Source organism: Formivibrio sp. oc-25, assembly GCF_055810895.1.
This window is the reverse complement of sequence record NZ_JBVVOL010000006.1, coordinates 61,162-74,371: the sequence shown is the minus strand read 5'-3', so window position 1 is coordinate 74,371 and position 13,210 is coordinate 61,162. Positions and strand designations below refer to the sequence as shown.

General features: G+C 55.8%; 11 protein-coding genes and 1 pseudogene. 7 read left to right on the top strand and 5 right to left on the bottom strand.

All coding sequences use genetic code 11. The features are described 5' to 3' along the window. Positions 1-47 precede the first annotated feature (47 nt). From AC0KVQ_RS05745 to AC0KVQ_RS05735, 3 genes are all read right to left on the bottom strand, one after another. On the bottom strand, positions 48-509 hold the full coding sequence (locus AC0KVQ_RS05745) for a SixA phosphatase family protein (protein ID WP_473420185.1): 462 nt from the start codon (positions 507-509) through the stop codon (positions 48-50). Further along, positions 510-2,594 carry a polyphosphate kinase 1 gene (gene ppk1, locus AC0KVQ_RS05740; protein ID WP_473420184.1) on the bottom strand — a complete coding sequence of 695 codons (2,085 nt, stop codon included), beginning with the start codon at positions 2,592-2,594 and terminating at the stop codon, positions 510-512. A gap of 65 nt (positions 2,595-2,659) precedes the next feature. Continuing rightward, a complete protein-coding gene (locus AC0KVQ_RS05735) occupies positions 2,660-2,932 on the bottom strand; it encodes an oxidative damage protection protein (protein WP_473420183.1) in 273 nt (90 codons plus the stop codon). 188 nt (positions 2,933-3,120) lie between these two features. Between AC0KVQ_RS05735 and AC0KVQ_RS05730 the strand changes: the two are divergent. From AC0KVQ_RS05730 to AC0KVQ_RS05710, 5 genes and pseudogenes are all read left to right on the top strand, one after another. Then, a pseudogene (locus tag AC0KVQ_RS05730) lies at positions 3,121-3,759 on the top strand (phosphatidylserine decarboxylase); the annotation flags it as partial. A gap of 25 nt (positions 3,760-3,784) precedes the next feature. Beyond that, the gene (gene pssA, locus AC0KVQ_RS05725; protein ID WP_473420182.1) at positions 3,785-4,564 is read left to right on the top strand and encodes a CDP-diacylglycerol--serine O-phosphatidyltransferase; all 780 of its coding nucleotides are present in this window, start codon (positions 3,785-3,787) and stop codon (positions 4,562-4,564) included. Between the two features lie 110 nt (positions 4,565-4,674). Beyond that, on the top strand, positions 4,675-6,459 hold the full coding sequence (locus AC0KVQ_RS05720) for a 2-isopropylmalate synthase (RefSeq protein WP_473420181.1): 1,785 nt from the start codon (positions 4,675-4,677) through the stop codon (positions 6,457-6,459). 465 nt (positions 6,460-6,924) lie between these two features. Further along, positions 6,925-8,253, top strand: a complete 1,329-nt coding sequence (locus AC0KVQ_RS05715; protein WP_473420180.1) for a hypothetical protein — start codon at positions 6,925-6,927, stop codon at positions 8,251-8,253. Between the two features lie 69 nt (positions 8,254-8,322). Further along, complete coding sequence (locus AC0KVQ_RS05710) at positions 8,323-8,742, top strand: universal stress protein (RefSeq protein ID WP_473420179.1); 420 nt, start codon at positions 8,323-8,325, stop codon at positions 8,740-8,742. Between the two features lie 90 nt (positions 8,743-8,832). Here the strand turns inward: AC0KVQ_RS05710 and AC0KVQ_RS05705 are convergent, their stop codons facing one another. Together AC0KVQ_RS05705 and AC0KVQ_RS05700 are read right to left on the bottom strand one after the other, a co-directional pair. Continuing rightward, positions 8,833-9,459, bottom strand: a complete 627-nt coding sequence (locus AC0KVQ_RS05705; protein ID WP_473420178.1) for a response regulator transcription factor — start codon at positions 9,457-9,459, stop codon at positions 8,833-8,835. Further along, positions 9,443-11,098 (bottom strand): MASE1 domain-containing protein, encoded by a 1,656-nt coding sequence (locus AC0KVQ_RS05700; protein ID WP_473420177.1) that lies wholly within the window; start codon positions 11,096-11,098, stop codon positions 9,443-9,445. Before AC0KVQ_RS05700 ends, AC0KVQ_RS05705 begins: the two co-directional genes overlap by 17 nt. A gap of 169 nt (positions 11,099-11,267) precedes the next feature. Between AC0KVQ_RS05700 and AC0KVQ_RS05695 the strand changes: the two genes are divergently transcribed. After that, a complete protein-coding gene (locus tag AC0KVQ_RS05695; RefSeq protein ID WP_473420176.1) occupies positions 11,268-12,533 on the top strand; it encodes a putative Na+/H+ antiporter in 1,266 nt (421 codons plus the stop codon). A gap of 96 nt (positions 12,534-12,629) precedes the next feature. Next, complete coding sequence (locus tag AC0KVQ_RS05690) at positions 12,630-13,190, top strand: universal stress protein (RefSeq protein ID WP_473420175.1); 561 nt, start codon at positions 12,630-12,632, stop codon at positions 13,188-13,190. Positions 13,191-13,210 lie beyond the last annotated feature (20 nt).

Below are 13,210 nucleotides of genomic sequence, written 5' to 3'. Positions count from 1 at the left end.
AAAACCGGGATTCATGAAAGCCCGGTTTTTTATTGCAATCGGCCAGCTCACAGCATCTGCGGAGTGACCATGGCTCGCAACGCGTAGGATGATCCTGCCTCAAGCTGCCTGCGTGGCCGCAGCCACCACACTGCTCCTTTTTTAACCGCCCATTCCGTATCGCGCCCGGTAAGCAGGTACCCGGCGACCCGGCCGATTTCAGGCTGGTGCCCCACCACGATCACGGCATCGGTTTCGCCATCCTGCCCGGTACAGATATTCAGGTACTCCGTCGGAGATGCGCCCGGATTCAGACGAATTTCTATCCGGTAGTCCTGCGACAGCGCAGCCAGTGTCTGCTGGCTGCGCAAGGCGCCCGAGGCGATCAGGCACAGCGATTTGCCACGCAACTGCCGGGACAGCCATTTGGCCATCTTCTCGGCCTGGCGCCGCCCCTTGGGGGTGAGCGCACGCTGCAGATCGTTCCAGCCTTCCTCGGCTTCGGCATGGCGCCACAGGATCAGATCCATTTACGCCTCCTTGCGTCCTTTCGCAGTCAGCTCGGCCAGCAGCATCTCCTGGGCGCAACGCTGTTTGCCGCCACGTGAGGTTTTGCGCCGATAGCGGCCATCCGGCTGCATTTCCCAAGCTTGCACATTATCAACCAGATAGGAACGCAGGCTTTCGCGCACGACACGCCGCTTGAGCTTGGGATTTTTGATCGGGAATGCGATTTCGATGCGCCGATGCAGGTTGCGCTCCATCCAGTCGGCCGAAGACAGATAGACATCTTCGGCGCCGTCATTGAAGAAATAGAACACACGATGATGCTCGAGGAAACGGCCGATGATCGAGCGCACATGAATATTTTCCGAGATGCCGGCCAGGCCGGGTCGCAGCGCGCACACGCCGCGCACGATCAGATGCACAGTCACCCCCGCTTGCGAAGCCTCGTACAGCTTCTTGATCACGGTTTCTTCCAGCAGGGCATTCATCTTGGCGATCACCACCGACTTGCGGCCGGCCTTGGCATGCATGATTTCACGATCGAGCGCATCCAGGATACGTGACAGCATGGTGAAGGGTGATTGCAACAAAGCCTTGTGATTGCCGGCCTGTCCCAGACCAGTCAACTGCATGAACACATCGTTGATATCATCGGTGATGTCCTCATCATTGGTCATCAGTCCGAAATCGGTATACAGGCGGGCGGTACGCGGATGGTAGTTACCGGTGCCGACATGCGCATATCGGCGCAAGCGGCCATCCTCGCGCCGCACCACCAGCAGCATCTTGGCATGCGTCTTGAATCCGTAGACGCCGTACACCACGTGCGCACCGGCCCGCTCGAGCTTGGCCGCCCAGCCAAGGTTGACCTCTTCATCAAAGCGCGCCATCAGCTCCACCACCACCGTGACTTCCTTGCCATTGCGCGCGGCATCGAGCAAGGCTTCGACCAGCACCGACTCGGTACCGGTGCGATAGATCGTCATCTTGATGGCGACTACATTCGGATCATTGGCTGCCTGCTGCAGAAAATCGATCACCGGGGTAAAGCTCTGGTACGGATGGTGCAACAGAATATCGCCATGGCGCATTGCGGCGAATACATCCGGCTGATGGGAGAGCTCCGGCGGAACAGTGCGCATGAAGGGTTTGAATTTGAGATCCTGACGATCGATCTGGTCCGGCGCCTGCATCAGGCGCACCAGATTCACCGGACCATTGACACGATAGAGATCGGCTTCAGACAGCTCAAACTGTTTGAGCAGGAAATCCTGCAGATGCGGCGGACAGTTATCGGCGATTTCCAGTCGTACCGCAGCCCCGAACGGGCGTTGCGACAGCTCGCCTTCCAGTGCTACACGCAGATCTTTGACCTCTTCATCATCGACCGTGACATCGGAATCGCGCGTCACGCGGAACTGATAGCAGCCGAGCGACTTCATGCCGGCAAACAACTCCTCGACGTGCGCATGCAGAATCGAGGAAAGGAACACAAAGCCGTGCTCCACGCCGCTCACCTCGCGCGGCATTTTCAGGAAACGCGGCAGCACGCGGGGTGCCTGCACAATGGCAATCCCGGAATTGCGCCCAAAAGCATCGCGCCCTTCCAGTTCAACGATGAAATTCAGCGACTTGTTGAAGACGCGCGGAAACGGGTGGGCCGGATCCAGGCCGATCGGCGTGAGCAGCGGCATCAGTTCATGAAAAAAGAAGTCACGCACCCACTCGCGTTGCGCGTCAGTCCACAGGCTACGCCGGAAAAAATGGATGTCTTCTGCCGCCAGCGCCGGAAACATCACATCGCCAAGGAAACGGTACTGCCGCTCGACCAGATCATGCGCCTCACGCGCAACCAGATTCATCGTGGCCTGGGCTGACACACCTTCAGGCAACATGGCCTTGGGATCGCGCAGGATCATGTTCTTCAGCACGGCAACCCGTACCTCGAAGAATTCATCGAGATTGGAAGAAACAATACACAGGAACTTGAGGCGCTCAAGCAGCGGATTGCGCGGATCTTCGGCTTGCGCCAGCACCCTGCGGTTGAATTCGAGCAACCCCAGCTCACGATTGAGCATCAGTTGGTTATCGGTGGGCTTGTAGATCATTTTTCGACTTTCATCGTGATCAGACGAAACAGGCCGCGTACTGCGGCCTGTTTCGTCATGCATATTCAGTTCTTTGGTGGCACATAACCGACCGGCTGGTCTGCACCCAATCCGAAGAAGTAACTTTCCATCTGCTGGGAGAGGTACTCCCGCGCACGCGGATCTGCCAGATTCAGGCGGTTTTCATTGATCAGCATGGTTTGATGCCGCACCCATGCCTGCCAAGCCTCCTTGGAGACATTTTCGTAAATCCTTTTACCCATTGCGCCTGGCAACGGCGGAAAATCCAGACCTTCGGCTTCACAACCCAGTTTGACACACTTGACAGTACGACCCATTTTTATCTCCAGAGTTTATTTCACGCGCATTGCAATTTCATTGCAACGCGCCTCACCACCATACAACATCATTCTAGCGAATTATCGTACGATCGAGTTACGTTCGGCTCACCGCATCACAGATGCCGGCTCCAAGCGCAATACAGTAGGTTACAATCAGCGTTTTACCGCATCGAACACCTGCATACATGAATCGTCATTATCCGCACCCCATCATTGCCCGCGAAGGCTGGCCTTTTCTGACCGGCATCGTGGCGCTCGCCGTACTGGCCAGTTGGCTGGGCGGCAGCTGGTCCATTCCCTTGTGGATTGTCGCGCTGTTCGTATTGCAGTTTTTCCGCGATCCGCCGCGCGACATCCCGCAGCATCCCAAGGCCGTACTGTGCCCGGCCGATGGCCGTATTGTGGTCGTCGACAAAGCCTTCGATCCGTACCGCCAGCGAGAAGCGCTCAAGATCAGTGTCTTCATGAACGTGTTCAACGTGCACTCCCAGCGCAGCCCAGTCGATGGCGTGGTGGAAAAAGTCGAATACCATCCCGGCTCTTTCCTGAACGCCGCGCTCGACAAAGCCTCGCTGGAAAATGAACGCAACGCCGTACTGGCCAGATTGGCCGACGGCACCGAAGTCACCTTCGTGCAGATCGCCGGCCTCGTGGCTCGCCGAGTGCTGTGCTACACCCAAGCGGGCGACACGCTGGCACGCGGTCAGCGCTATGGCTTTATCCGCTTTGGTTCGCGCGTCGATGTCTATCTGCCGCTTGATGCCCGACCCAAGGTCAGCATTGGCGACAAGGTGAGTGCCAGCAGCACCATCCTGGCAGAACTCGCCTGATTTGACCGGAAGCGCCACCATGCAGCCTGATCGCCAAATAAATCTGCGCCGGCAAAGCATTTACCTGCTGCCCAACCTGTTCACACTGGCTGCATTGTTTGCCGGTTTTTATGCGGTGGTGCAGTCGATGAACGGCCGCTTTGAGCATGCGGCAGTTGCCATTTTTGCGGCCTTGATTCTGGATGGACTGGATGGCCGTGTGGCGCGGCTCACGCATACCCAGTCAGCATTTGGCGCGGAATTCGATAGTCTGTCCGACATGGTGTCATTCGGCGTGGCACCGGCATTGGTCGCCTATGAGTGGGCGCTCAAGGATTTTGGCAAATTCGGCTGGATTGTGGCGTTCATTTACTGTGCCGGCGCAGCCTTGCGCCTGGCACGCTTCAATACCAACCTCGGCACGGTGGACAAGCGCTGGTTCCAGGGCCTGCCTTCCCCAGCCGCCGCCTCACTGGTGGCCGGGCTGGTCTGGATCAGCCTGGAGCATGCAGAAGAACTGCAACCCATCGCGCCGGCGCTCCCCTGGCTGACCCTGTTCGCTACCCTGTTTGGCGGGCTGACCATGGTCTCCAATGTACGCTACTGGAGCTTCAAGGAATTCAATCGGCGCCGCACGGTTCCGTTTCTGGCACTGCTGGCTGTGGTCTTCCTTATCAGCCTCCTGGCAGCCAAACCATCGCTGGTTCTATTTGGATTTTTCGTCTGCTATGCCTTTTCTGGCTACATCTACCTGCTGTACTGCCTGATCAGGCAGAGACAGGGCAAAAATCCGGAAAAATTAGACATAATGTCCAATTAGAAATCAAAAAATCCACCCGCAGCACTAAATCCGCCCAAAATACAAAATAGATTTGACACAAAGTCCGCCAACCTTCTATTCTGCACACATGCGGCATATGGAGATTGGACATGAAATTGGACATCGAACAGCTGATCGCTGATTTCGGCGGTCCCGGCGTGCTTGCCGAAGGGCTTAACAGGCTCTTCCCGGACGAGCCTGTATCGCGCGCAGCCATTTACAAGTGGCGCGAACGCGGCAGCATCCCCATGACTTACATTTCCAGGCTTGGCCCGCTCGCTGCGAGCCAGGGCCGCACCTTCAATATCCACCACTATTTCGCCGGCCCATCCAGTACGCCGGTCTTGCGGGAGCCTGCCATGAGCGATCGTCTCTACATTTTCGACACCACCTTGCGCGATGGCGAACAAAGCCCGGGCGCTTCCATGACCCGTGAAGAAAAGATCCGCATTGCCCGCCAACTGGAAAAACTGGGGGTGGATATCATCGAAGCCGGCTTTGCCGCCGCCAGCCCCGGTGATGCCGAGGCGATTCGCGCCATTGCCGAGGTCATCAAGGAATCCACCGTCTGCTCGCTGGCGCGTGCCACCGAAAATGACATCCGCATCGCTGGCCAGGCGATTGCCCCGGCGGCGAAAAAGCGCATCCATACCTTTATCGCCACCAGTCCGATCCATATGGAAAAGAAGTTGCGCATGCATCCGGATCAGGTAGTGGAGGCCGCCATCAAGGCCGTGAAGTTTGCGCGTGAATTTACCGACGATGTCGAATTTTCGGCCGAGGATGCCCTGCGCTCGGAGCCGGATTTCCTGGTCCGCATCTTTGGTGAAGTAATCAAGGCCGGCGCGGGTACCATCAACGTGCCCGATACCGTCGGCTATGCAGTGCCTTACCTGACGGAACAGTTCTTCCGCGATCTGATCACACGCACGCCCGGTGGCGACAAGGTGATCTGGTCCGCTCACTGCCATAACGACCTGGGCATGGCCGTGGCCAATTCGCTCAGCGCCGTGCTCGGTGGCGCCCGCCAGGTAGAATGCACCATCAACGGCCTGGGCGAACGTGCCGGCAATGCCAGCCTGGAAGAAATCGTCATGGCCACCAAGACCCGGCGTGATGTGTTCGGCGTGGAAACGCGTATTGACACCACGCAGATCGTGCCGGCATCAAAACTGGTTTCAACCATCACCGGCTACCCGGTGCAGCCGAACAAGGCCATTGTCGGCGCCAACGCTTTTGCACATGAATCCGGTATCCATCAGGACGGTGTGCTCAAACATCGCGAAACCTACGAGATCATGAGCGCGGAATCGGTCGGCTGGTCGGCCAACCGCCTGACGCTTGGCAAACTCTCCGGGCGCAATGCCTTCAAGAGCAAACTGCAGGAACTTGGCATCATGCTGGAAAGCGAAGAAGCGCTCAACGCTGCCTTTGCCCGCTTCAAGGAACTGGCCGACCGCAAGCGCGAAGTCTTCGACGAAGATCTGCACGCACTGGTATCGGATGAGCTGGTCAGCATCATCCAGGAGCACTACAAGCTCACCTCGCTCAAGGTGGTTTCAGAAACGGGCGAGCAGCCAACCGCACACATCGTCATCAATGAAAATGGCAGCGAGCGCAAGGCGGATGCCACCGGCAGCGGTCCGGTCGATGCCGTATTCAAGGCTTTGGAAGCGCTGGCCAACAGCGGCGCCGAATTGCAACTTTACTCGGTCAATGCCATCACCAGTGGCACCGACAGCCAGGGTGAAGTCACGGTACGACTGGCCAAGGATGGGCGCATCGTCAACGGCCAAGGGGCCGATACCGACATCATCGCCGCCAGCGCCAAGGCCTATGTATCGGCACTGAACAAATTGATCGGCAAGACGGAACGCGTCAACCCGCAAGTCTGATCCAGCACAACCGCCCCCGCCAGACTGGCGCAAATCGCACAATTAGCTGATTTGCGCCAGCTTCTTTTCACTGCTGCAAACGATCTACCCCACCCATCCATCGCCCAGACGAAATTTTGTCTCGCCAGCACACTGCTTGCGCACAGCCATGCCACTGCTCATGCTGCCAGCAATTTTTCAGACACGAATAAACCCGCTCCATCAGAGGCTTAGGACAAGGTCCTAGCATGTTTTTTTGTTTCATGCCTTCAACATTTCTTTGTTCATACTCAAAAAACGTAGCGTTTTACGCAACATAAAATCCAACTTGTCTGGCCATTGAACCCCCTTGCTTGTACGATTCGTGCTTGCCTTGGGGGAGGCTAATTAAGTTGATCACGTACTTGTTTTGATTAGGATGTTTTAATCAAAAACCAGTCAGCGTGACCTCTCGGATTTTTCAACCATCAAACATGTAGGGTAAACATGAAACCAGTCTTTAAGGGGTTGCTGCTTGGCGGGTTGCTGGCCATGCTGAGTTCCCCGGTATTTGCTGCAGGCGGGCCCACTGTGGCCGGCATTCCCGTTGATTTCATCCTGTTCGGTCTGACACTGCTGGGTGTGGCACTGTTCCACCACTACACGCTGCAAGTTGCCTTGACCGGCCTCGTTACCGTCACCATCTACAAGCTGATTTTCACCGGCTTCAAGTTTGGCGCCGGTTTTGCCGGACTGGCCGCCCATATGGGACACGAGGCCGTAACCCTGACCAACCTGCTTGGTCTGCTCATGGGTTTTGCCATCCTGTCGCACCATTTTGAAAAGAGCCATGTTCCGGACGTACTGCCGAAATACCTGCCGGATGACTGGAAGGGCGGCTTTGCCATGTTGGTAATGGTATTTGTGCTGTCGAGCTTCCTCGACAACATCGCCGCCGCCATGATCGGCGGTGCCATGGCACAGCAACTGTTCCGCGGCAAGGTACATATCGGCTATCTGGCAGCCATTGTTGCCGCATCCAATGCCGGCGGCTCCGGCTCTGTGGTAGGCGACACCACCACCACCATGATGTGGATTGACGGCGTTTCGCCACTGGATGTGATCCACGCATACGTGGCCGCAATCCCTGCACTGCTGTTCTTGGGCTATTTTGCAGCCAAGAAACAACATGCTTACTCGCCGATCGTCAAGAATACGGAAGCCAAACTCCATGTTGACTGGGGACGTGTTGGCATCGTCGCAGCCATTCTGGTCCTGGCCATCATCACCAACGTGGTCGTCAACACCCAGTTTGCCGATATTTCCAACAGCTTTCCGTTCCTCGGCGCTGCAGTCTGGGTCGCAATCCTCGTGACCATTCCGGTACGCCGCCATGCCTGGGAACTGATGCCGGAAACCTTCAAGGGCTCGGTCTTCCTGCTGTCGCTGGTCACCATCGCCTCGATGATGCCGGTTGAAGCACTGCCACCGGCCTCCTGGCTGTCGGCATTTGGTTTGGGCTTTGTATCGTCGGTATTTGACAACATTCCGCTGACTGCACTGGCTCTCAAGCAAGGCGGCTTTGACTGGGGCGTACTCGCTTATGCCGTGGGCTTTGGTGGCTCCATGCTCTGGTTCGGCTCTTCTGCTGGCGTTGCCCTGTCGAATATGTATCCGGAAGCCCGCTCTGCCGTACAGTGGGTCAAGCATGGCTGGTTTGTCCCGGTCGCTTACGTGATTGGTTTCTTCATCATGCTGGCGCTGTGGGGTTGGGAGCCGCACGACCCGCACAAGGAAGCACCGAGTGCCGCCCAAGCAGTTGTTCAGCAACATTGATTACGCTGTCCAATAATGAACTTAGAAGTGTGCCCGGCAACCGGGCACACCGATAATCTGGAGGCTGCCATGAAAAAAATACTCGTTCCTTACGATGGCTCCGATTTTTCTGTACGCGCACTGGCTTGGGCCATTGCGCACCGTGAATCGCATGACGATGAAATCCATGTCGCCTACGTCGTGCCGGAACCTCAAGCCTGGCAAACCCATGGACTGGAAACCCAGGCCGTAGAAGCCCAGCTGCGCTTGCATGCCAAAGAGGTACTCACCCCGGCACGCGAGCAACTGGAAAAGGCCCAAGTCAAGTTCCATAGCCATGACCTGATTGGTGACATTCCGCACAAAATTATCGAACTGGCCAAGAAGTTGCCTGCCGACCTGATTGTGATGGGCACGCATGGCCACGGCAATCTGCTGGAAATCGTACTGGGCTCCGTTGCCAAGAAGATCCTGCACCTGGCAGAAATTCCGGTTACCTTGATCAAGTAAAACGATCCCTTCCGGAAAATCAAACGCCCCCAACCGTTCGCGGAAGGGGGTGTTTTTTCTGGCATACGTTGTTCTATCCAGCCTATCGGATCATTCGCTTACCGTCATACCACTCTGCAAGGCCATGCGTACCAGTTCGGCCACGCTGCGGGTGCCGAGTTTGTCCATCATGCGGGCTTTGTGGACCTCTGCTGTGCGCACACTGATACCCAGCTCCCTGGCAATCTCGCGGTTGTGCCAGCCCGCCACGACTTTCTCCATCACCTCACGCTCACGCGGGGTCAGTGTTTTCAAGCGTTGTTCCAACTCACCCTGGATAGCATCCTCCTGATGAACCGTCAGGGCACGAGCCATTCCTTCTTCCAGTGCCGCGATCAGTTTCTGTTCCTCCAGCGGCTTTTCCAGGAAGTCGACCGCCTGATTGCGAAATGCCGCGCGTGCCGCATCGACATCACCATGGCCGGTAATCAGAATGATTGAAAGATGGGTGCCAAGTTCGACCAGCTTTTTCTGTAAAGTCAGTCCATCCATGCCTGGCATGCGAATATCCAGCAGCAAACAGCCTACCCAGCCAGGCTTCCAGGTATTCAGGAAACTCTCCGCATCACAAAAGCAAACCGTACGCCATCCGCGCAAGCCCAATAGCAAGCTCAGCGAATCACGGACAGACGCATCATCATCCACGATGAATACCGCCAGATCATTCGCGTTTTTCATGTACCCCCTCCAGAGGCAATACCAATTTGAACACGCCATGGCCAGCTTCTTCTGCCCAAAGCATTCCGCCATGCGCCTCGGCAATCGCCCGGCTGATGGCCAACCCCAACCCCATCCCGCTGGACTTGGTCGAAACAAAAGGCTCGAACAAACTTTCAGCCGTGCCCGCCAGGCCGCTACCACTATCTTCCACCTGAATACAGACCCGTTCACCCGGCAACTGATGCGCGGAAACCTTGATCATGCGAGCTCCCTCCGGCATGGATTGAACAGCATCGCCGGCATTGGAAACCAGATTGCGCAAAGCCACTTCAATCTGAAGCCTATCCGCAAACACCGCCATGGAATTCACAGGAAGATCCACCATCAATTCCGTTCCCTGCTTGCTCAATTTTTCCTTGTAGGCCGCACTGACCCCTAGCAGCAAATCTTCCACCGAAAACAACTCCAGCTTGGTTGCGCCGGTACGGAAAAAATCACGCAAACGTCGCACCACTTCAGCGGCACGATTGGCTTCCGCCAGCAGGTGCTTCATGGTGTCCTGCAATTGACTACCGGTATCGCCCTTTTCCAGCAGAAATTCACACGCCTTGGCGTACATGGTCAACGCGGTCAGCGGCTGGTTGAGTTCATGCGCGAGTGCTGCAGCCATTTCACCAGCGGCGGCCAAGCGCAGCGAGTGGCGTAACTCCTCGCTGGCCTGGCGGTATTCATCCACCACGACACCGACAAAAAAACCCACCATTGCAATTGCCAGCGCCAGCATTTGCAACTCGAATACCGTGACAGTTTTAAAATCCAGAAACTGGGCGATAACAATCACCCCCAACTGTACCCAAGCAGCGATGGCAATCGCACCAAGCAAACCTTGCCTAGCCCCGGCCCAGATCACCGGCAAAAACAGGCAATAGAAATACTTGTACTCATTCTCCGCTCCGATGCCAAATACCAACCAGAGTACCAATACCGAGAAAAGCAAAATCAAGGAAACTTCGCGATTGGCCAATTGGGTAATAAAGCGCCTGCGTAATACCTTATCAGCCAACAACGCAAACAACGGCATGCACAACAACACGCCGACAGAATCGCCTATCCAGTAGCGCACCAGGGCTTCAAGCCAGAGATCGGCAGGCAACAGTTTGGCCAGGTACAGGGTCGTAACAAAGCACACACTGGCAGTCAGTACGCCCGCGCTGGTCACCAGCAGCCAGATAAGCAAATCCCGCCGATTACCGAACAGGGTCTTGGCATGCAGCAGACGGCGAAGCATGATGCCTGTCGCGTAATACACCACCGTTATCAGTCCCGCCATCAGCATGGAAGCCGGCAGTGACTCCGGCATACCCCGCACGAAGAAGTCCGCCGCAATCAACGACAGAAACAACGGGGGCAACACCCAACGCCCCCAACGCAAGGCAAAGACCACACCCAGTGCCGGAGCAGGATTCCAGGCAGTGATATTGAGGCCATGCAGCGGATGCAGATAGCTCGCCCAATCCATTGCCACGTACGCGGCAATGAACAACAACGAGGTCAGGATGCGCCAGCCCAGACTTGAAGACGTGTTGGAGGTAACCATGCTGCCATTGTCGTCATTTATTGGTTCGCGCGAATTGGCAATTGCCCGTAAGCGTTTCACTTAATACTGCCTCCCATCCTCTGAAAATGGACCTTTCGATCAAGTCCAAACCGCACAAATACGTGATTTACGTATGTAAATCAACGAATTTCAAGATCAATTCCAAACTGATAGATTGGTTTTCACCACATGTAGATTGTGGGCATCCCAAACAACCGACTCCACGATCATGCAGATATTTCATCCCGAATACATTGCCGCATTTCTGTTTGCCGTTGCGGTGCTCCATACATTCTCGACCCGTTTTTTTGCTTTTCTGGCACATAGGCAACCACGTCACGCAGGCCTTTGGCATCTCTTGGGTGAAGTAGAGGTTGTCTTTGGATTCTGGGCATTCATCCTTGTGGTGATGCTGGTCTTTCTTTCCAGCAAATCTGCATCGATTGAATACCTGCAAACCCGGAATTACACAGAGCCGATGTTTGTATTTGTCATCATGGTTGTTGCAGCAAGCAGGCCGATCCTCGAGCTTGTGCGCGCATGCGTCCAGCAGCTGGCAAAGAAACTACCGGCTGCAGACAATATCGCCGCTTATTTCCTGACACTCTCTTTGGTTCCGATATTGGGGTCATTCATTACCGAACCAGCGGCAATGACCTTGGCCGCATTGATTCTGCGCGACGTTTTCTACAGTCAACGACTCAGCACCCGTATGCAGTACGCCACGCTCGGGACTTTATTTGTGAATGTTTCAATCGGCGGAGCTCTCACCCCCTATGCAGCGCCACCCATCCTGATGGTTGCAGGCAAGTGGGGATGGGATATCAGCTTTATGCTGGCCCAGTTTGGCTGGAAAGCAGTACTGGCAGTCCTTATCAACGCCACCATCCTGACATTAATTTTCCGTAAGGAAATCATCACCAAGGGCAACCTGGACAATACCGCCAGCAAGCGTCCGGGCGTGCCGCATGCCGTAACAGCGGTGCATCTACTGTTTCTGGCAGGGGTTGTTCTATTTGCCCATTATCCCCAAGTGTTCATGGGTTTGTTCCTGTTCTTTCTGGGCTTCACTGAGGCATACAAGCGCCACCAGGACAAACTTATCCTGCGCGAGGGTTTGCTGGTTGCCTTCTTCCTGGCAGGTCTGATCACGCTGGGGGGCCTGCAGCAATGGTGGCTTGAACAAGCTCTTGCCGGAATCAATACCGATCTTCTCTTTTATGCGGCCACAGCGCTTACTGCCATAACCGACAACGCCGCCCTGACCTATCTCGGCTCGCTGGTCGAGGGTGTCGATGCGGATTTCCAATATGCCTTGGTAGCAGGCGCAATCACAGGTGGCGGACTGACCGTCATTGCCAATGCACCAAACCCTGCCGGTTTTTCCATCCTTAAAAATTATTTTGCGGATCAGGCTGTTAGTCCGCTGTGGCTTTTCCTTGCAGCGCTTCCACCAACCCTGATCACAATGCTGGCATTCAAAGGATTTTCCTGATCAACCAAGTCAACAGCATTGCAGTAAAACCAGGCACGACCAGAAAGCCTACGTCATCAATCAACCGGAACAGTATCTTGTTCCCAGGAGGGCATCATGTTCGATTCGACTCAATCCATTGCAGCCATTGCACTCGAAGGCCCGCTGTTTGGCACGCCACTGAGCTCACGCAGCGATAACGCAACCACAGTTGAACGTTTACTGCTGCCCATTGATGCGACCGAAAGATCGCATCTGGGCTTGGCTTATGTTTTGAATTTGCATCAGCAGGGCAAGGCTGTTGAAGTCTGTCTGCTTAATGTCGGTGACACGGAAAAGAATCTGGAAGTCATCTGCATGCATACGCGCCAGGAACTGGTGCAATTCCAGGAGGAGCGGGCGCAGTTCCTTCTGGCCGATGCGGCCCAGCAACTGGTGGGCCAAGGCATTGCGCACCAGGCCTACTTCTGCGCCGGCAATATCCCGGGCTCGATTGCGTTCGCCGCCGACCACCTGGATTGCGATGCCATCGTGCTGCCACAGCCCCATCCTGCATGGCAGCGCATTTTTCACCACGACAATGTGCGGGATGTCGCAGCCAAAGCAACGCGCATTCCGGTCATCGTCGTGGATGACCATGGCAACCCGGTCGACACGGCACTGGCGTTGGCCGCCTGAACCAGAGAAGTGTGGCGGAA

Coding starts and splice junctions, on each gene's coding strand:
- AC0KVQ_RS05745 (WP_473420185.1), bottom strand. CDS start 509: ATGGATCTGATCCTGTGGCGCCATGCCGAAGCCGAGGAAGGCTGGAAC.
- ppk1 (WP_473420184.1), bottom strand. CDS start 2,594: ATGATCTACAAGCCCACCGATAACCAACTGATGCTCAATCGTGAGCTG.
- AC0KVQ_RS05715 (WP_473420180.1), top strand. CDS start 6,925: ATGAAACCAGTCTTTAAGGGGTTGCTGCTTGGCGGGTTGCTGGCCATG.
- AC0KVQ_RS05735 (WP_473420183.1), bottom strand. CDS start 2,932: ATGGGTCGTACTGTCAAGTGTGTCAAACTGGGTTGTGAAGCCGAAGGT.
- AC0KVQ_RS05695 (WP_473420176.1), top strand. CDS start 11,268: ATGCAGATATTTCATCCCGAATACATTGCCGCATTTCTGTTTGCCGTT.
- AC0KVQ_RS05720 (WP_473420181.1), top strand. CDS start 4,675: ATGAAATTGGACATCGAACAGCTGATCGCTGATTTCGGCGGTCCCGGC.
- AC0KVQ_RS05710 (WP_473420179.1), top strand. CDS start 8,323: ATGAAAAAAATACTCGTTCCTTACGATGGCTCCGATTTTTCTGTACGC.
- AC0KVQ_RS05690 (WP_473420175.1), top strand. CDS start 12,630: ATGTTCGATTCGACTCAATCCATTGCAGCCATTGCACTCGAAGGCCCG.
- pssA (WP_473420182.1), top strand. CDS start 3,785: ATGCAGCCTGATCGCCAAATAAATCTGCGCCGGCAAAGCATTTACCTG.
- AC0KVQ_RS05705 (WP_473420178.1), bottom strand. CDS start 9,459: ATGAAAAACGCGAATGATCTGGCGGTATTCATCGTGGATGATGATGCG.